Raw genomic sequence first — 19,014 nt, 5'->3', positions numbered from 1 at the left:
TAAAATGATGCAAGGAGGAAATGGAGATGCGGGAAACGAACGATGACGAAGCATATACGGCGCTGTTTTTAGAGTTCTCCGGTAAGGTCGAAAAAACGCTGAAGAAGGCGGTGATCGCGCTGCTTGCGGCGCTTTGCCTGTTCCAGGGACTGCTGCGGATTCCGGAGCTCAGGCCGTTCCTCGCTTCGGCGGATCAATTCGAAGGAGCCCCGCTCCATAGAGGCGAGTGATGAAAAGCTAGGCGGATAAATCGGGCGGTTAAGCCTGTTCTTTCTTTTGCATCCCTTTGCTAACTGTGGTATAATTTTCACGTCGCAGGCAATGCCTGCTTTTTTCTTGAGGATCAGTTTTTGAGGAGGAATGCCCCTTTGGCAAGCGAGGCGTCAACATCACAGGCTAAGATCAACATCGCGATCGACGGTCCTGCTGGGGCAGGAAAAAGCACGATAGCCCGCATGGTTGCCGGCAGATTGTCCTATGTATACGTCGATACCGGCGCAATGTACCGGGCGGCGACATGGTATTTTCTGCAGCAGGGCATTGGGCCGGATGAGGTGGACAAAGTGCTGCAAATCGTCCCCGATCTGGTGATTGAATTGTTGCCCGGCGAGCATGGACAGCAGGTGATCGTGGGCGGCCAGGACGTGACGGAAGAAATCCGTTCCATGGCGGTAAATGCGAAGGTGTCCCGATATGCGCAAATCGAGGGGCTGCGAACCAGGCTTGTCTCGCTGCAGCGGCAAATGGCTTTGCGCAAAGGCGTCGTCATGGACGGCCGCGATATCGGCACTACCGTACTGCCCGACGCGGAAGTCAAGATCTACATGACGGCCAGCGTTGAGGAACGGGCGCGCCGGAGATACAGGGAAATGAAAGAGCAGGATCGGGTTTCGTTTGAGGAACTGGTTAGTTCCATCGCCGAACGCGACCGTCTGGATCAGGAACGGGAGGTATCCCCTCTGCGGCAAGCGCCTGACGCGACATATCTGGATACGACCGAGATGAGTTTGGAAGAAGTCGCGGACCGGATCGTTTCCTTATGCAGAAATTATGGAAGTGAGAGAGGAACAAGATGATTTACCGCTTCTGTCGCGCTGTACTTCGCGCGTTATACAAGCTGCTGTTTCGCTTGGAAGTCACCGGGTTGGAGCATATTCCGCAAGAGGGCGGCGTTCTTCTTTGCTCTAATCATCTTACGCTGCTGGATCCGCCGACTATCGGCATCATGGTGAAACGCAAAGTGCATTTTATGGCCAAACAGGAATTGTTTCAAATATTTGGCTTCGGTTGGCTGATCACGCAGCTTGGCGCTTTTCCCGTCAAACGGGGGGGCGTGAGCAAGGAATCGATCAAGACGGCGTTAACGCTGTTGCGTTCGGGGCATGTGATGGGGATTTTTCCCGAAGGCCGCCGGGTTAAAAACGGGGAAGGCGGCGGGATCGGCAAGAAAGGCGCGGCAACGTTCGCCCTTCGCAGCGATGCGGCCGTAATTCCGGTAGCTATCGTAGGCAATTATAAACTGTTTCATAAAATGAAGGTGGCGTATGGTCCGCCCGTCGACTTGTCCGAATTTAAGGATAAGGGTGTCCCGGATGCGGCCGAAAAAGCCACGGAGAAAATTATGGCCGCGATCACAGCGCTCAAGGAACTGTGAGGCCGTACCCCCTTGCCGGGAGTTATGCATGAAGGCAGGGGACTTTTGGGAAGCTATATTTTAGAGATGTTTTGAACTTCGCTTCATGCGGGTTTAAATAAATGGGTTTTTGAATTGAGGAGGTTATTGACATGTCGGAAGAAACAAAAAATGTTCAGGAAGCTGCGGAAGTGGCAAACCAGGATGAAATGGAACAAATCGTTTCCTTGAAAAAGGGGGACACCGTCAAAGGGACGATCGTCAAAATCGAGGATAACCAAGCTTACGTAAGCATTGGATATAAATATGACGGTGTTATTCCTATCCGCGAATTGTCCTCCGTTCACTTGGACAATGCGGCGGAAGCCGTTCAAGTCGGCCAGGAAGTCGAAACCAAAGTCGTGAGCATCGACGACGAGAAAGAGCGCCTCGTTCTTTCCAAACGCGCGATCGACAGCGAAAACGCCTGGGAAGAGCTGGAGAAGAAATTCGCCAGCCAGGAGACGTTCGAAGTTACCGTGGCCGACGTCGTAAAAGGCGGCATTGTGGCTGACGTAGGGGTTCGCGGCTTCATTCCGGCATCGATGGTGGAGCGCCATTTCGTGGAAGATTTCAGCGATTACAAGGGCCGTACGCTGCGCGTTAAGGTGAAGGAACTGGACCGTGAGAACAACAAAGTCATCCTTTCCCAAAAAGACGTGCTCGACGAAGAATTCGAAGCCAACAAACAAAAGGTTATGGGCGAGCTGCAGGAAGGGCAAGTGCTGGAAGGCACGGTTCAGCGTTTGACGCAATTCGGCGCGTTTGTTGACGTAGGCGGCGTAGACGGCCTGGTTCACGTGTCCGAAATCGCCTGGAGCCACGTGGATAAACCGGCTGACGTTCTGAGCGAAGGCGAAAAGGTCAAAGTGAAAGTGCTGAAAGTCGATCCGGATAAAGGCAAAATCAGCCTCAGCATCAAAGCCGCTCTTCCAGGTCCTTGGGATACGGCAGCCGAGAAGTTCCATACTGGCGATATCGTAAGCGGCGAAGTGAAACGCCTCGTCAATTTCGGCGCGTTTGTGGAAATCGCACCGGGCGTGGAAGGACTCGTTCATATCTCTCAAATCTCGCATAAACATATCGGTACCCCGCATGAAGTGCTGAAGGAAGGCCAAACGGTACAAGTTAAAGTGCTTGACGTCAATCCGTCCGAAAAACGGGTTAGCCTCAGCATCAAGGAAACCGAAGAAGCTCCGGCTCCAGCTCCGAGAAGCGAAAAACCGTCCAAAGGCAGCGGCGTGAGAAAAGAAGATTTGGGCGATAACCCCAATGTTTCGCTGAACAACCAAGGCCTTAGCATTACGCTCGGAGAGCGCTTTGGCGACAAACTGAGCAAATTGAAATAAGCTCTATGTAACAGGCTCGATCATCGGCGGACCCTGAAGAAGCGGGTTCGCCGATTTTGTTTGTGGCCGCTCGAAAACCGCCTGAGAGCGCCAATGTTAGCTATTTTATGTTTTTTTTGCTATGATGAAATACGTGTATTGGGACGAAACAAGGTGATTTTAATCATATAGGATGGAACGCTTACGAACCTAGGAGGAATGTCTATGGCAAGACCCGTAGTAGCTATCGTCGGGAGGCCGAATGTGGGGAAATCGACGATTTTCAACCGCATTATCGGCGACCGCCTCGCCATTGTAGAAGATAAGCCGGGAATTACGCGCGACCGGATTTACGGGGTTTCGGAATGGAACGGCAAGCCCTTTAGCATCATCGATACGGGCGGTATTGAGCTGGATGACGAAGAACCGATCTTGAAGTCGATTCGGATGCAGGCGGAACTCGCTATTGAAGAAGCGGACGTTATCGTCTTTATGTGCGATGGCAAAGCGGGGGTTACTTCTTCGGACGAAGAGGTGGCGGCCCTGCTGTACCGTTCCGGCAAACCGATCGTCGTGGCCGTCAACAAGGTGGACAATATCGGGCGGATGGAGAACATCTACGAGTTTTACAATTTGGGCTTCGGTGAACCGATCGGCGTCTCCGGCAGCCACGGAACGGGCATCGGCGATTTGCTCGACGCGATTACGGACAATCTTCCGGAACAGGCGGAGGACGAATATGACGAAGATGTTATTCGCGTAGCCCTTATCGGCCGGCCCAACGTCGGAAAATCTTCACTGGTGAACGCTATTTTGGGAGAAGAACGGGTTATTGTCAGCGATATTGCCGGTACGACGCGCGATGCGATCGATACCCCCTTCGAGAAGGATGGTCAGCGTTACGTCCTCATTGACACGGCTGGGATGAGAAAGCGCGGCAAGGTTTATGAAACGACCGAAAAATACAGCGTCATGCGCGCGATGAAAGCAATTGAGCGAGCGGACGTGGTGCTGGTGCTGATCAACGGCGAGGAAGGCATCATCGAGCAGGATAAGCATATCGCCGGTTACGCCTACGAGGCCGGCAAAGCGTCCATCTTCGTCGTCAACAAATGGGATGTGGTTGAGAAGGACGATAAAACGATGCACCAGTTCGAGCAAAAAATCCGCGACCATTTCCTGTTCATGACCTACGCGCCGGTCGTTTTCCTGTCGGCCAAAACGAAGCAGCGCCTGCACAAGCTGCTGCCGGTCGTGCAGCATGTCGCCGATCAGCATGCCAAACGGGTGCAAACGCATTTGCTGAACGACGTCGTTTCCGATGCCATTGCGATCAATCCGCCGCCGACGGACAAAGGACGCCGTTTGCGTATCAATTACGTGACCCAAGTAACCGTGAAGCCGCCGACGATCGTGGTATTCGTGAACGATCCGGAGCTGATGCATTTCTCCTATGAACGGTATCTGGAGAACAAAATCCGGGCGGCATTCGATTTTGAAGGAACGCCAATCCGGTTGTTTACGCGGCGCAAGTCTGATGAAGGTTAGGGGAGAATAAGGTGACTTTACCCATCGTAGCAGTAATTGTTTGTTATTTGCTGGGCTCGGTCAGCTTCAGCGTGGTCCTGTCGAAGCTCTTGAAAGGGATCGATATCCGCCAGCACGGCAGCGGCAACGCCGGAGCGACCAATACCCTGCGCGTGCTCGGCAAGGGCCCGGCGATTCTGGTGCTAGCGCTGGACGTATTGAAAGGGATCGCCGCCGTATGGCTCGGACGCTGGCTGGGAGGCGGCGATGAGTGGACGGCGGCGCTTTGCGGCATTGCGGCGATCATCGGCCACAATTGGCCGATTTATTTTCGCTTTCGCGGGGGAAAAGGGATCGCCACGACGATCGGCGTAATGGCTACTCTCTTTTTCTTTCCGGCCTTATATGCCGGTATCATCGCTATTCTCTCGATTGTGTTTACCCGTTACGTATCCTTAGGTTCCTTGATCTTTGTGTTTTTGACGCCGATTTTTCTTGCGGTTTCCGGCGAATTCGGCCCCTATTTTTGGACGAGTCTGATTATTGGCGTGTTCGCCTTCTGGAGACATCGCACGAATATCGTAAAAATCGTTCAAGGGAAAGAAAACAAGCTGGGCTCCAAAGGAGGAAAACGAGTTGTCTGAGAAAGCCGCCGTGCTGGTGGCGGGCAGTTGGGGAACGGCACTAGCCAGCGTGCTCGCCGACAAAAATATGGAAGTGTCCCTATGGACGCGAAACGAAGCGCAACAGGAAGAGATCAACGCTTTGCACCGCAATGAGCGGTTTTTGCCGGGGGTCGCGTTGCCGGGCAACCTGAAGGCCACGACCGACTTGGAGGCCGCCGTCAGCGGTACCAAAGCGGTGGTCATGGTCGCCCCTTCCTCCGCCGTGCGCGAGGTGGCCCGTTCGCTGAAACCGTATTGGCGCGAGGACATGCTGGTGGTCCATGCCACCAAAGGTTTTGAAATCGAAAGCCTCAAGCGTATGTCGACAGTCATCTCGGAGGAGCTTGGCTGCGAGGAGGGACGGATCGTCGTGCTGTCCGGACCTAGCCATGCGGAGGAGGTCGTCAAGCGCAGCCCGACCACGGTTGTGGTCGCTTCGCTGGTGGAGGAACAAGCCGATTTGGCCCAGGACTTGTTCATGAATTCATACTTCCGCGTCTATACGAACCGCGATATGATCGGGGTTGAACTGGCCGGAGCGCTGAAGAATATCATCGCTTTGGGGGCCGGGATGTCCGACGGGCTCGGCTATGGAGACAACGCCAAAGCGGCGCTGCTGACCCGCGGGCTTGCGGAAATTACCCGGATCGGCGTGGAAATGGGCGCCAATCCGCTAACGTTCGCCGGGCTGGCCGGCATCGGCGACCTGGTCGTGACGGCGACGAGCCGGCACAGCCGCAATTGGCGGGCCGGATATATGCTTGGGCAGGGTAAGCCGCTCCCGGAAGTACTGAGCTCGATGGGCATGGTGGTTGAAGGGATCCGGACGACGAAAGCCGCTCATAACATTTCGGAGAAATACAAGGTACAGATGCCGATCGCTGCGCAGCTGCATCATGTCTTGTTCGAAGGACTGGACCCGCGGACTGCGGTGGAAGCGCTGATGGGGCGCGACCGGAAGACCGAAATGGAGGTTATGTCGCTGGAAACCTGGGAGCAGTGGCATTCCTAGAGCCCGTTTTGCGTAGACAGCTTCACCTTTCCTACGGCCTCCTCATACATTGGTGAAGAGGACAGCGGAGGAGGCGAACGCATGAGCAAAATATCCAAAGATGCGCTGAACACCATCAACAAAAAAACGGGCAAAAATATTACGGAGGGCTCGGTGAGAAAACTGGCCAGCACCGTCAAACCGTCAACGATGCAAAACGAAGCGGAATTGCGGAAATTGATCAAGCAGGTGTCCACGATGGCGAAAATCCCCGTTTCGGAAAGTACGGTGTCGGAAATCGTCAGCGCCGTGAAAAAAACCGGGATGAATCCGTCCAATATGGAAGCCATGATGAAAATGATGATGAAAAAATAGTTATTGGGGCCATTCCCCACACATAGGCTCTGCGGCGTGGAAGCTGCAGGGCGTTTTCTTTTTCGTGTCCGGCCGGCGCGTAGCCTATAAAGCGGCAAGATGCTATAATATGGATCATATCAATCCAAACGAAATGGGAGAATCATACCGATGGATGCAATGACGAAAATGTGGCTATCGATCGCAGCCGTTTTGATTATGGGATTATCCGTGTTTTTGATTACGTTTGCACGGGCGAAAACGAAAGGCATCGTCAAGGGAATCCTCTCGTTGCTGGCTTTTGTCATCATGCTGGCGGGCTTCCTTACCGGGCTCGTTTCCATCACATAAATTCCGTTAGGTAACAACGTAAAAATCAGGCAGGAAAGAGAAGAGGGAGTTAACATGAATGGAGATCGGAGCCATGTTTTTCCGGGAATAACCGCGGCTATCGGGCAAATGGCCGGATTGTGCGCGGGGGCCGAGGACAAATGGTTGCTCGGAGGCAGCTGCGGCTTGTGGCTGCAGGGCGTCAGGCTCGATACGCAGCCCCGGGATATTGACGTGTATGCCGATGAGGCGGACGCGCGGCTTGTGCATGAACGGATGCGCGAGTTTGCCACCGATGTCCCCCGGCAAGACCGGACCGGCTCGTACGCGTCGCTGCTTAGCCATTACCGCCTTGACGGCGTGACGGTTGAACTGGTGGGCGGATTTGAGGTGAAAACGGACAGTGCTTTTTACCGGACCGAAATCGCCGGGATTCTGGAGGAGAATGCCCCCCTTGTCCGTTTGGGCGGGGCGGAGCTTCGCTTGATGCCGCTGGCCCATGAGTTTGTTTTTAACGTGCTGCGCGAGCGGCCGGACCGGTATTTGGCGATTGCGGAAGTTATCCGCGGCGAGGCTGACCGGCACCTGCCGCTGCTTTGCGAGCTGCTGCGGAGAAATCAATGGACGGCCGGTATCGTCGGAAAAATGGCCGAGGTGCTGGATCGCCCGCTGTTGTCCGGGCCGTGGGGTGAATACGGCGGCGGACAGGCCTAAGGAGGCGCGGCGTGGAGGTTCAAATCGAGTTTTGGCCGCAGGGCAAAAAAGTAAAAGTACGGCCGGGAACGAGCGTGCTGAGGGCGGCTCAGATGGCTAGACTCCATATCACGACCCGCTGCGGCGGCCAAGCCGCTTGCCTGATGTGCAAGGTCCGGGTGGAGAAGGGCTACGAGGGCGCGTTGTCCCCGCTCTCTTCGGCGGAAGCGCGCAAGCTGGGCCCGCTGGCGGAGGAAGGCATCCGGCTCGCCTGTCAGGCCAAAGTGATCGGACATGCCGTTATCCATCTCCCGGAGGACCCCTTAAAAGCGGCCGTACGCAAAAAGTTGATGCAGCAGACGGACGAGGACAGTTTGTGGTAATGCACCTTAAGAAAGTATGAAAAGGATGGAATTGAAGGATGCTGGGAAACCGGAAGAATCGTAGATTGGTTGACGCCATGGCGCGGCAAATCGCTTTGGGCTTGCTGCTGCTCGCCTTCATATCGTTGCTGTCCGGATGCATGTATCGCGGAGAGCAGCATGCCGGGCCGGCTTCTTATACGGATAGCGTGGACCGCATTCAGCGGGCGCTGGACCGATTTCAGGAGAAGGAAGGAATCCTGCCGATTATCACCGCCGGGCAGGAGACGCCGCGATACGAGAAGTACCGGATCGACCTCGACCGCCTGAAGCGGATGGGGTATCTCGACGAAATCCCGTCGGCTGCCTTCGAAAAGGGCGGCAACGTCTATTTTCTCGTCATCAATGAAGAAGTGGACCCTACGGTAAAAGTGCTGGATCTCCCCACCGTGCAAAAGGTCAACGATATCCAGCGGAGTGTAAATGCCTATCGTTCCTCTCACGGCGGCAAGCTGCCGGGAGTGGAGGCGGAGGAGACGTATCCGGGGCTCTATACGGTCGATCTTTCGCTTATCGGGGCAGAGGACGATGAACCGGTCAGCGTATACTCCGGCAAAACGTTGTCCTACATTATGGATTCCCAAGGAACCGTATATGTGGACTATGCCTTTGACATGATGCAAATCATCGACAAGACCCAAGCAGCCCCGGAGCAAGGCGAGGACTTAAGAACAAGACTAACGGACAATTCGTATTTTGTCCCGGTCAAATCGCTGCCCTACCGGTTTATCGACGGGGCGCCGGTCCCGGTAATAGAGTCAGAGTGAGTAACAGCGTGCCAGGCGCATCGCTGGGTTGCACGGCCGTTCGGAAAATTTTCCGGACGGTCTTTTTGCTATTCAGCTTATACAGTCATACTTTTTTCACTAGAATCATAAAAATGGAGCATGGCGGATAAGTGCCCGTCTTGTTCGGCGCGAATCGGACGATAAAAAAAGTAGGCTTGGACGGTGATTGCCGTCATATTTCCGCATCTGGTACATATGCTGTTACTAGTCCAAATGCAGGTACGAGTTTACGCCGCTTCGTTCAGCTTCGATCCAAGCTTGGTTTACGGCGGCGGACATGGGCAAGAGGAGCTGCCGCTCCTGCCGTAACAGTGGAGCCCGAAAATAATGGTAAATCTACGAAGCGGATGCTCGGGGAGCATTTTTCCTTCGGCGAAATTTGAGGAGGGGATATCATTGGTATTGGAGAAAGTGGACATTTTTAAGGACATTGCCGAACGAACCGGAGGCGATATTTATCTGGGCGTCGTTGGAGCCGTCCGCACCGGAAAGTCGACGTTTATCAAACGTTTTATGGAAACCGTCGTGCTTCCGAACATCGCAAATGAAGCGGACCGGGTTCGCGCCGTGGATGAACTTCCGCAAAGCGCCGCCGGCAAAACGATCATGACGACCGAACCGAAATTCGTGCCGAACAATGCGGTTCAGATCAAGGTGGCGGAAGGTCTGGAGGTTAACGTAAGGCTCGTCGATTGCGTCGGATACGCCGTGGAAGGCGCAAAAGGCTATGAGGATGAAAACGGACCGAGAATGATCTCCACGCCATGGTTCGAAGATCCGATTCCGTTCCAGGAAGCGGCTGAGATCGGAACGCGCAAGGTGATTCAGGAACACTCCACGCTGGGGGTTGTCGTTACGACGGACGGGACGATCGCCGACATTCCGCGGTATTCCTACGTCGAATCGGAGGAACGGGTCGTCGCCGAATTGAAAGAGGTAGGCAAACCTTTTGTGCTCGTCATCAACTCGACGCGCCCGAACAGCGAAGAAGCCCAGCAGCTGCGCGGCGAGCTGGCGGCCAAATACGATATCCCCGTCATCGCGCTCAGCGCCGCGACGATGACGGAAGAAGACGTAACCGGCGTGCTTCGCGAAGTTCTGTACGAGTTCCCGGTTCACGAAGTCAACGTCAATCTGCCCAGCTGGGTTATGGTGCTGAACGAAAACCACTGGTTGCGCAGCAATTATGAAAATTCCGTCCGCGATACGGTGAAGGACATCCGTCGCCTGCGGGATGTCGACCGGGTCGTCGGAAACTTCATGGAATACGATTTCATCGACCGGGCCGGCCTCAGCGGGCTCAACATGGGCCAGGGCGTTGCGGAAATCGATCTGTACGCCCCGGACGATCTGTACGACCGCATCCTGGTGGAAGTGGTCGGCGTGGAAATCCGCGGCAAAGACCATCTGCTGCAGCTGATGCAGGAATTTACGCATGCCAAACGGGAATACGACCGGTTTGCCGAAGCGCTGGAAATGGTCAAAACGACCGGTTACGGCATAGCCGCTCCATCGCTGGCCGAAATGATGCTCGACGAGCCGGAATTAATCCGCCAGGGCTCCAGATTCGGGGTCAGACTGAAAGCGACGGCTCCGTCGATCCACATGATCCGCGTCGATGTCGAATCGGAATTTGCCCCGATTATAGGCACCGAAAAGCAAAGCGAGGAACTGGTCCGCTACCTGATGCAGGACTTCGAAAACGACCCGATCAAAATTTGGGAATCGGACATTTTCGGCCGTTCCTTGCACTCGATCGTACGCGAAGGCATCCAGGGCAAAATCGCCATGATGCCGGACAACGCCCGCTACAAGCTGCAGGAAACGCTGGGGCGGATTATCAACGAGGGCTCCGGCGGCCTCATCGCCATCATTTTGTAACAATTCCTCCTCAATAACCGTGCGTGTGCTGATTTTTGGCCGCGTGCGGTTGTTTTGTTGCGTCAGGTTCGGTCCGGGGCGGAGTAAATATAATGTGGAGAAGGACTGCCCAGTGGGATCAACTGCAAAAGTACTTCTCATTTACTCAACTTTCGCAGCAATAATCGGCAGACAAGCCTTGATTTAGCTGGGTAAAGCAGAATCCATTGCCGGCAGTGTCACAAATCGACGCCAGGTGAGGGGGTTGCCTAAAGGGACTGTCTAAAGTGTTCGTGCCTTGGGGTCCCTGCCTGCTGCTTGCCTTTGCACGATTATCCCTTTCGTTCAGAGAGCTGGAGGTGGGGGCTAGAGTAAGGGTTCCAAAAAAAGAGAGAAAAAGAGATAAGGAAAAATGAGGCGGTTCAGTTGAGATTTTCGGCTTGATTAGGGAACGTATGTTTGGTATAATGAAATAAATGGAACGTGCGTTCGTAAAATCTTGATTCGGGGGCGAGTGAACATGGAGGTCAATACGGGAACGGAACTTCAACCATTCACCAGCCGTTATAACAGCGATCAGGCCTGCATGGAGGCGCTGATCGCGATGAAGTGGCGAAGCGGCTTTGTCTGCCCGCGCTGCGCTCACACCCGGTGCAGCCGTCTGACCTCCCGGCATATCCTCTTGTTCGAGTGCGGAAAGTGCAAGCATCAAACGTCGGCTTTGGTCGGCACGATTTTTGAACGAACGCATCTGCCCCTGCTCAAGTGGTTCAAAGCGCTGGAGTTGTTCCTACTCCCTGACGGCATCTCGGCGTTGCGGCTGAGCCAGGTAATCCGGGTCACCTACAAAACCGCCTGGTTGATGCTGCATAAAATACGCCATGCCGTGGGAGAGTTCGATGCCTGAGAGTTGCTCCGCGGAGACGTGAAGGTGAACAGCGATCTGTACGGGCGTAATCCGTCCCGGCTTCAGTTTTCGCATCCGTATGCCTCGGCGGTCGTAGCGGGATGCACGGTCACGGAGTCGGACGAGCCGGAGCAGGTCAAAATCCGCCTGGTGCCGCATAAGAGAGGAGACGGACAAAGGGCAAACCGTCACGAACTCGCCGCGTTCATCAACGGGCATGTGGATATCCGTACATCGGCGGTAGAGTCGTTTCCTCTAGCCTTTCGGCTGTATGCGCCCTTGCGGAAAGTGGTGAGAGAGGCGTGGGAATCGCTGAAGAGTACGTATGTAGCCTTGGGACTGAAGCATCTGCAGGCGTACCTGAACGAGTACACCGTACGCCGCTCGCTGCGCCGGCCCGGAGCAGAAGAAACGATGCGGCAGAAGTTGCTGCACATGTGTGTGGCGATTCCGTCAATCCCTTACCGCTGGCTGATCGCGCGCCAACCGAACCAGCCCCTTGCGGCTGCGGCCTGATCTTGGCGCTTGAACGGTGGGGGAGTTTGACGCAAATCAACTTAATGGGTAGGGGTTAGCATGAACAGTCCGGGCGGTTGCTGCAGATGGAAGGGTTCAGGCTACAGCAAAATCATGGTCTTTTCGTTTCCCTCGCTTCTTGTCCTTGATCTCCTGTCTTGATCTCTTGTCCGGTCTGTTTCACCTCTCCTAAACCTGATTCCTTCTCCTAAGCCCGTCTAAATTATCTCGAACCTATCTGCTTCTCCACCAAATATTTTCTTCTCCCGAGCTTGTCTGTTTCTCTGCTACCTGATCAAACGGGATAATCGTGCAAAGCGTCCGGACAGCGATGGTCTGCCGCCCACCTTCCCTATCCTCAAGCTTTCAACGCCCTTGGCAGTTGATTTAGGTCGGGCTGATGGTCTCTATAACAATGAAAGACACCTCTTTGCCAGCCGCCTATCTTAATTCTTTGAAAACCTTCAGTTCAAGGACTCAAGCTGATTTTTGCTCCGCGAAAGTTGAGAAAATAAGGCTTTTTTATATCGCGGCAGGCGTTTATATATTAAACTTGTATAATGAATTGAGTCAAAAATTTCCAAAGGAGCAAGACATGTCAAACCGTAAATGGACATTTATCCTGATCCCCATCTTCCTGCCGTTCGCCTGGCTGCTGTTGCAATTCACGCTGTCTTCTCTGCAAATTCACCAGTTTGCAGAGCAATTGAAGACGGTTTCACCAACAGACAGGGGTTCCGAAACAAAAGTGGTCTTGATATCGCAGGAATTGGATAATTTTTTCTGGCGGTCCATCGAACAAGGAGCCCGAAAGGAAGCGGAAAAGCACGGCATGCGGCTTGATTATATCGGTCCGGGCCGCATTAATCCGTCCGAGCAGATCAAACTGCTGGATAAAGCGATCGCCGCCAAGGCGGACGCCATTCTGGTTCAAGGCATAAATGATCCGGAGTATCGCCGATTAATCGATAAAGCGGCTGGACTTGGCATCCCCGTCATCACGATCGATACGGATGAGCCGGACTCCCAAAGACTGGCTTACGTCGGAACGGATAACGAAGGAGCCGGAAAGCGGATGGGCGAGCTGGTGGCGAAGGCTTCCGGGGAGCGTGGCGACATTGGAGTTGTGATCAGCAACGAGCGCGTCGAGAACCAGCGGCTCAGGCTTGCCGGCTTTCGTTCCGTGATCGGCCGTTATCCCGGGCTCCGCATTGTGGAGATCCGCTCCTCGGACATTTCGCGGCTTCAGGCAGCCCAGCAAGCTCAGAACATGCTCGTCCGCTATCCGGAGATCCGCTACATGGTTGGATTCAGTGCGTTGGACGGCCCTGGTATTCTGGAAGCCTCGGAGCGGGTCGGCTCGAGGAATCTGCATATTTTCGCTTTCGACGATATGGCCGAGACGTTGGGAGCCATCGAAGATAACAAAATCGAGCTGACGATTGTCCAGCAGCCTGCGGAAATGGGGGCCATGGCTATAAAAGTGCTGAATGATTATTTAAAGGGGAATGATCCGCAGGAATTAACATATACCCGGGTGTTTGAAGTACATGCGGACTCTTCCGACAATGTGGCCGGAGATGGCGAACGATGACGATCAGAACGAAGCTGCTTTTATTCATCCCCCTCCTGGTTGTGTTCGCCAATATCATCGCTTATTTTGTTTTTCAAAGCGGAAAGGTCGTACAACAGAGCTACGATGAAATGCTTGGCCGAATTTTGCTCATCGAGCAAACCTCCGAAGCGGCGGAGAGCAATTTAAAGCTCCTTTACACTTATCTGCTTAATCCGAGCGACGACAAGGCTGTGCAGGGCCCGGCAGAACGACAATTGATGCAGTTGAACGGCAGGATCCGGGAAGTCTCCGGCACGGCTGATTCTTCTTTCTCCGAGGAGGACTACGCGAACTTGCTGGCCACATTTCTGGAACAGAAACAAGCCGCGGTTCTGGACGCAAATACACAGGATCCTGGGGAGGCTTTTGAACATTATATTGAAGCGGAGAAAACCGTCGGCTATATCCACGAGGAGGGACAGCGGCTGATCGATGCCGAACTGGCTTATTACCGGCCGATCATCGAGAACCTCCGAAACCAGAATGAGCGAATGAACGGGTTGGGAGCGGCGTTGTTCGGCATGAACGCACTGATGGGGGGCATGCTTGCGATCTGGGTCTCGCGCAGCATTACCGGCCCTGTCGGACGGCTTGTCGGACTGGCGAAACGGATCGCCACAGGCGACCTGAATATCGGGCCCCAGCCGCGACGGGATGATGAACTGGGCGTATTGTCGGAGGCCATTTCGCAAATGTCCGCCGATTTGAGCATCCTCATCGAAAAGGACAAACAGAGCCTGGAAATGCGGCGGCTCGTGAAGGAATTGGAGCTTAGGGCTCTGCAAAATCAAATTAATCCGCATTTTTTGTTCAATACCTTAAATGTGCTCTCGCAAATGGCGATCCTGGAAGGGGCGGAGAAGACCAGCGATCTGATCGTTTCGCTGTCCAATCTGCTTCGGTACAGCCTGCAAAAGCTGGACAAGCCCGTAACTCTCCAAGAAGAGCTGGATCATATCCGCGAATATGTAACCATCCAGCAGGCGCGCTTCCGGGACAGAATTCGCTTTGATCTTCACTATGACGCTTCCGTGCTTCAGCAGCAAATTCCGGCCCTGACAATCCAGCCGCTCATTGAGAACGCTTTTCTTCACGGTGTGAAAGATATGGAGGGCGGAGCCGTCATCGCGTTGACGTTGTCGAAAGCGGGCGCGGACGTGCAGATTGAAATCTCGGATAACGGAAAGGGCATGCCTGAGGAAACCTGTCTGTCCGTGCTCCGTCTCGAAGACGCAGATGAAAGCGGCAGTTCAACGGGGCTGGGAATGCGAAACGTGTTTAAGCGGCTGCAGTTGTTCTACGGAAAGGAAGGAATGGTTGAAATCAGCAGTAGTGCAGGACAAGGTACGGCCATAACAATACGAATTCCGGCCAAGAAGGAGAGTGAACGGACTGATGTATCGGTTGTTGATCGCGGATGACGAGGCCCTGGAAAGGGAGGGGCTGGAATTGACCGTGGAACGGGCGATGCCGGGGGTATTCCGGTTTATTCATGCCGGCAACGGCCGCATGGCGATCGAATGCGCGGAAGAGCACCGGCCCCATATTGCCATGCTGGATATCAACATGCCGGGAATCGGCGGGCTTGAAGCGCTTCGTGAATTAAAGGAGCGTCTTCCGGGTACCCGATTCGTGCTCGTCACCGCTTATGATTATTTTGCCTATGCCCGGGAGGCGCTCTCTTTGGGCGTAAAAGAATACATCCTGAAGCCGGCGAAGCGAGAAATAGTCATCGGTACGCTAAAAAGGCTGATTGAAGAAATTGAACGCGAGAAGCGGGGACGTAAAGAAGAATTGGAGCTTAGGCATAAAATTTCACAGCTGAAGCCGCTCGCGGAAAACGAGCTGGCTTTAATGCTTATGGTTGACCAGACGATGGATTCCAGCGCTTCCCAGCTGTCGGAATGGCTGGACTTCCCTCTTGATCGGGGAAGCGCCATCGTTGCCGCCTTTGACGGATATACGGACGAGCAGGACAAAAAGAAAATTTACGATCATTTCCGAAGTTATGTAAAAACACACGGCCCTGATTCCCTTGTAAGCTCCTTGATCGACCATCATATGGCCATTTTTTTACGAAAGCCGCCTGCCACCGGCGAAAACGGCTGGCGGCAGTTGGCCGAACGCCTTGTCCAGCAACTCCTCGAGCTTGCCCGGCAACAGCTCGGCATCCAGGCGGCCATTGGCGTCGGATCGCTGCATAGCGGCGAGGAAGGGTTTCGCAAGTCCTATTTCGAAGCCGTTTTTGCCTCCACCCTGCATAAGCAGGGTGAGGGGTACTGCCGCTTTGACGAACTGCAGCCGTCAGAGGCCGGAAACGTTTCTTTGCTTGCCGTCAAAGCGGTGAAAGGAAGCCATCAGCAGACCTATATCATGTCAGCGCTGCAACGGTTGCGTGAACAGCGGGAGGTCCAAACGCTGACTGTGCTCGTCAGGGCGAAAATGTATATCGAGGAGCGGTTCACCGATGAACTTTCACTGGAAGAAGTGGCTGATTACGTCCATTTGAATGCTCACTACTTCAGCAAAATTTTTAAGCAGGAATACGGGGAAACGTTCATCGACTTCGTAACCCGGCTGCGGATTGACAAAGCCATTTCGCTGATTAAAGCCGGCAATCTTACCCTTAAGGAAGTTAGCTTTGAAGTGGGTTATAAGGACCCGAATTATTTTAGCCGCGTGTTTAAAAAAATAACGGGTGTCCCGCCTACCGAGTTCAAAGGGCAAAAATAATAGACAGATTCATCCATGCCGGCCAGCGGCATGGATTTTTTTAAGCTCGAGTGTGAAAGTAATGCTAGGTTCAGCCCTAACGCCTCCAATTCGGGAGTCAAAGCCAAAATCGTGCATGAAAAGGTCTGTTTAGTGAAGGCGATAACCGGCCTTTCATTCATCAGCGCATGCTATACTTCTCCTCGAAGAAACGAACTGAGGTTTCAGAAATCGGGAGGGGAGAGATAAAATGGCAATAGTCATCAAGTCTGAAAACGCTAAACAGAAAGCGCTTCAACCGGAAAAACAGAGTATGCTTTTTGTTACGCTGGTATCCATCGTAGCCGCGCTCGGAGGTATCCTGTTCGGGTTTGATATCGCGGTAGTTTCGGGAGCCATCGACTTTCTGCAGCAGCGTTTTTCGCTGAATGAGTTTCAGGTTGGCTGGGCGGTGTCAAGCCTGATTGTCGGGAGTGTCACGGGAGCGGCTTTGTCCGGTTATCTGAGTGAAAGGATTGGCAGAAAAAAGGTATTGCTGGCCGCCGGATTTTTGTTTGTCGTCGGCTCGATCGGATCGGCGCTTCAAGACACATTTACCGGGTATATTATCTTTCGTATGATCGGCGGCGTCGGCATAGGCATCACCTCCACCATTTGCCCGGTGTACAACGCGGAGATCGCTCCCGCCCAATACCGGGGCCGTTTGGTCGCTTTAAATCAGCTGGCGATCGTAACGGGCATTTTTCTGGTTTATTTTCAGAATTCGTGGATCGTCAGCATGGGGGATGAAGCCTGGGGTGTCTCAACAGCCTGGCGCTGGATGTTCGGAGTGGGAGCCGTTCCCGGGCTGATCTTTATGATTTTGATGTTTTTCATACCAGAAAGCCCAAGATGGCTTATTAAACGGAATCGGCCCTATGAAGCGCTGCCGATTCTGCTGAAAATTCACGGTGAAGAAGCCGCTAAACAGGAAGTGCTTGAAATCAAGGAATCGTTCCAAAATGAGAGCGATTCATTCAAACAATTGTTTGCTCCCGGTATTCGGGTTGCTCTTTTTATCGGTGTTATGCTCGCCATTATACAGCATATTACTGGCATCAACGCCATTTTGTATTACGCGCCGGTTATTTTTAAAGGGATGGGACTCGGTACGGACGCCTCATTGACCCAGACCATCTGGATCGGGTTGATCAATGTGTTGTTTACCATCGTATCCGTATGGCTGATCGACAAAGCGGGACGAAAAGTCTTGCTGATGATAGGCACCTCGTTAATGACCTTCTGCCTGATCATTATAGGAGCCGCATTCAAAATGGATTTGACCACCGGCCCGCTCGTGCTGATCATGATTTTGGTTTACGTGGCCTCCTACGCTATCTCGCTTGGGCCGATCGTATGGGTGATGATCTCGGAGATCTTCCCGAACCGCGTTCGCGGCAAGGCGGTCGCCATCGCTTCGATGGCATTGTGGGCCGGCGATTATCTGGTATCCCAGTTATTCCCGCCTCTGCTGAGTTCAGCCGGTCCGTCCATTACCTTCTGGATATTCGGGGTCATCTCGCTTTTCGTCGTCGTCTTTATATGGCGAAAAGTTCCCGAAACCAAAGGAAGATCGCTCGAACAGATGGAACATATGTGGCTTGGGAAATGACTTTGTTTTCAAAAAACGCCTCTGAAGTCAGACCGCTTAAATCGGGATGCTTCAGAGGCGTTTTGTCGTGTAGAACTGGGGGCAATACCGGCCGTTTACGGAAAATTCGGCTTCGCGCCTTGAAATCACTTGAAATTATGCATGGGCTGTATTACTATAAATTTGTTCCGAACGCCCCTGGAGCGTGCCGTTTCGGCATTTTTAGGGGAATTTGTACGCATAGGATACGAAAATTACGTATATTCTGCGGTAAAACGGAAACACAAATAGCAAGAGGTAATAATTTCCTACAGTGGGAGGTGAATCAACATGAACAAATCCGATTTGATTTCTCAAGTAGCAGAAAGCACGGAGTTGTCCAAGAAAGATGCGACGAAAGCGGTGGATGCTGTTTTCGAAGCGATTTCTACGGCGCTTCAGAACGGTGACAAAGTTCAGCTGGTAGGCTTCGGCAACTTCGAAGTCCGCGAACGTTCCGCACGTAAAGGCCGCAACCCGCAAACCGGAGAGGAAATCGAAATCCCTGCGAGCAAAATCCCTGCGTTCAAGCCGGGTAAAGCGCTCAAAGACGGAATTAAATAAAGATTTCTACATATCTTCCGTGCACAAAAAGACCGTGGGCTTCTCGTTCACGGCTTTTTCTTTTCGCGTGAACCAAAGCATTGCACAAAGATAAGTTGAAGGGAGAGGCGCGGCAAATATGGATAACCATCAGCAAGCAGGCGGAAATGAATATGGCGCGGCCAGCGGGGATTATTGGGTGATTAAAGCCAAGGAGCAGGGAGTTACCGTAATCGGGCTGACCCGGGGAAAAGATACGCGTTTCCACCACACCGAGAAACTGGATAAGGGCGAAGTGCTGATCGCCCAGTTCACGGATCACACCTCCGCGGTGAAGATTCGCGGCAAGGCCGTCGTTTATACGAAGTACGGTACGATCGATACGGAAGAGTGAATTTTCTTTCGGCAGGCATAGCCTGCTT

Annotated in this window: 22 protein-coding genes; all 22 read left to right on the top strand. The window is 53.4% G+C overall.

Annotated elements, in window-relative coordinates; genetic code table 11:
* The first annotated feature begins 26 nt into the window (after nt 1-26).
* The 22 genes from EHV15_RS28120 to mtrB all read left to right on the top strand — a co-directional run bounded on the left by EHV15_RS28120 (nt 27) and on the right by mtrB (nt 18,986).
* Entirely contained in the window at nt 27-230 is a 204-nt protein-coding gene (locus EHV15_RS28120; RefSeq protein WP_246061812.1) for a hypothetical protein, read from the top strand.
* A 138-nt stretch (nt 231-368) separates the two neighbouring features.
* Nucleotides 369-1,076 (top strand): (d)CMP kinase, encoded by a 708-nt coding sequence (cmk, locus tag EHV15_RS28115; RefSeq protein ID WP_128634142.1) that lies wholly within the window; start codon nt 369-371, stop codon nt 1,074-1,076.
* Entirely contained in the window at nt 1,073-1,654 is a 582-nt protein-coding gene (locus EHV15_RS28110; RefSeq protein WP_128634141.1) for a lysophospholipid acyltransferase family protein, read from the top strand. The genes cmk and EHV15_RS28110 overlap by 4 nt, the downstream gene beginning before the upstream one ends.
* Nucleotides 1,655-1,785: 131 nt before the next feature.
* On the top strand, nt 1,786-3,021 hold the full coding sequence (gene rpsA, locus EHV15_RS28105) for a 30S ribosomal protein S1 (protein ID WP_128634140.1): 1,236 nt from the start codon (nt 1,786-1,788) through the stop codon (nt 3,019-3,021).
* 204 nt (nt 3,022-3,225) lie between these two features.
* Nucleotides 3,226-4,548 carry a ribosome biogenesis GTPase Der gene (gene der / locus EHV15_RS28100; RefSeq protein WP_128634139.1) on the top strand — a complete coding sequence of 441 codons (1,323 nt, stop codon included), beginning with the start codon at nt 3,226-3,228 and terminating at the stop codon, nt 4,546-4,548.
* Between the two features lie 11 nt (nt 4,549-4,559).
* Nucleotides 4,560-5,171, top strand: coding sequence for a glycerol-3-phosphate 1-O-acyltransferase PlsY (gene plsY / locus EHV15_RS28095; protein ID WP_128634138.1), 612 nt, complete (start codon nt 4,560-4,562; stop codon nt 5,169-5,171).
* Nucleotides 5,164-6,204, top strand: coding sequence for an NAD(P)H-dependent glycerol-3-phosphate dehydrogenase (locus tag EHV15_RS28090; protein ID WP_128634137.1), 1,041 nt, complete (start codon nt 5,164-5,166; stop codon nt 6,202-6,204). Before plsY ends, EHV15_RS28090 begins: the two co-directional genes overlap by 8 nt.
* 81 nt (nt 6,205-6,285) lie before the next feature.
* On the top strand, nt 6,286-6,558 hold the full coding sequence (locus tag EHV15_RS28085; RefSeq protein ID WP_128634136.1) for a stage VI sporulation protein F: 273 nt from the start codon (nt 6,286-6,288) through the stop codon (nt 6,556-6,558).
* A 150-nt stretch (nt 6,559-6,708) separates the two neighbouring features.
* On the top strand, nt 6,709-6,888 hold the full coding sequence (locus EHV15_RS28080; protein ID WP_036621912.1) for a DUF2768 family protein: 180 nt from the start codon (nt 6,709-6,711) through the stop codon (nt 6,886-6,888).
* A 54-nt stretch (nt 6,889-6,942) separates the two neighbouring features.
* On the top strand, nt 6,943-7,581 hold the full coding sequence (locus EHV15_RS28075) for a nucleotidyltransferase family protein (RefSeq protein WP_128634135.1): 639 nt from the start codon (nt 6,943-6,945) through the stop codon (nt 7,579-7,581).
* Between the two features lie 11 nt (nt 7,582-7,592).
* Nucleotides 7,593-7,943: a 2Fe-2S iron-sulfur cluster-binding protein gene (locus EHV15_RS28070; protein WP_128634134.1), complete on the top strand. Its 351-nt coding sequence runs from the start codon at nt 7,593-7,595 to the stop codon at nt 7,941-7,943.
* Between the two features lie 38 nt (nt 7,944-7,981).
* Nucleotides 7,982-8,749, top strand: coding sequence for a DUF3939 domain-containing protein (locus EHV15_RS28065; protein WP_246061811.1), 768 nt, complete (start codon nt 7,982-7,984; stop codon nt 8,747-8,749).
* 183 nt (nt 8,750-8,932) lie between these two features.
* Nucleotides 8,933-9,079 carry a hypothetical protein gene (locus tag EHV15_RS36710; RefSeq protein ID WP_178075984.1) on the top strand — a complete coding sequence of 49 codons (147 nt, stop codon included), beginning with the start codon at nt 8,933-8,935 and terminating at the stop codon, nt 9,077-9,079.
* Between the two features lie 93 nt (nt 9,080-9,172).
* Nucleotides 9,173-10,651, top strand: coding sequence for a stage IV sporulation protein A (gene spoIVA / locus EHV15_RS28060; protein WP_128635578.1), 1,479 nt, complete (start codon nt 9,173-9,175; stop codon nt 10,649-10,651).
* A gap of 499 nt (nt 10,652-11,150) precedes the next feature.
* Nucleotides 11,151-11,537 (top strand): transposase, encoded by a 387-nt coding sequence (locus EHV15_RS37665; protein ID WP_246061810.1) that lies wholly within the window; start codon nt 11,151-11,153, stop codon nt 11,535-11,537.
* Nucleotides 11,538-11,561: 24 nt separating this feature from the next.
* Nucleotides 11,562-12,053: a hypothetical protein gene (locus tag EHV15_RS37660; protein WP_246061809.1), complete on the top strand. Its 492-nt coding sequence runs from the start codon at nt 11,562-11,564 to the stop codon at nt 12,051-12,053.
* Nucleotides 12,054-12,648: 595 nt separating this feature from the next.
* Nucleotides 12,649-13,647, top strand: a complete 999-nt coding sequence (locus EHV15_RS28050) for a substrate-binding domain-containing protein (RefSeq protein ID WP_128634133.1) — start codon at nt 12,649-12,651, stop codon at nt 13,645-13,647.
* Nucleotides 13,644-15,089, top strand: a complete 1,446-nt coding sequence (locus tag EHV15_RS28045) for a sensor histidine kinase (RefSeq protein WP_128634132.1) — start codon at nt 13,644-13,646, stop codon at nt 15,087-15,089. The genes EHV15_RS28050 and EHV15_RS28045 overlap by 4 nt, the downstream gene beginning before the upstream one ends.
* Nucleotides 15,064-16,401, top strand: coding sequence for a response regulator transcription factor (locus EHV15_RS28040; protein ID WP_128634131.1), 1,338 nt, complete (start codon nt 15,064-15,066; stop codon nt 16,399-16,401). Before EHV15_RS28045 ends, EHV15_RS28040 begins: the two co-directional genes overlap by 26 nt.
* 229 nt (nt 16,402-16,630) lie before the next feature.
* Nucleotides 16,631-18,031 carry a sugar porter family MFS transporter gene (locus tag EHV15_RS28035; RefSeq protein WP_128634130.1) on the top strand — a complete coding sequence of 467 codons (1,401 nt, stop codon included), beginning with the start codon at nt 16,631-16,633 and terminating at the stop codon, nt 18,029-18,031.
* Nucleotides 18,032-18,340: 309 nt separating this feature from the next.
* Complete coding sequence (locus EHV15_RS28030) at nt 18,341-18,613, top strand: HU family DNA-binding protein (protein WP_036621920.1); 273 nt, start codon at nt 18,341-18,343, stop codon at nt 18,611-18,613.
* 118 nt (nt 18,614-18,731) lie between these two features.
* Nucleotides 18,732-18,986 (top strand): trp RNA-binding attenuation protein MtrB, encoded by a 255-nt coding sequence (mtrB, locus tag EHV15_RS28025; protein ID WP_036621922.1) that lies wholly within the window; start codon nt 18,732-18,734, stop codon nt 18,984-18,986.
* Nucleotides 18,987-19,014 lie beyond the last annotated feature (28 nt).

Origin of the sequence: Paenibacillus oralis (assembly GCF_003863965.1) — a bacterium.
GTDB lineage: Bacteria > Bacillota > Bacilli > Paenibacillales > Paenibacillaceae > Fontibacillus > Fontibacillus oralis.
The sequence above is the reverse complement of the archived record's forward strand: the minus strand, read 5'-3'. Positions and strand labels throughout refer to the sequence as shown.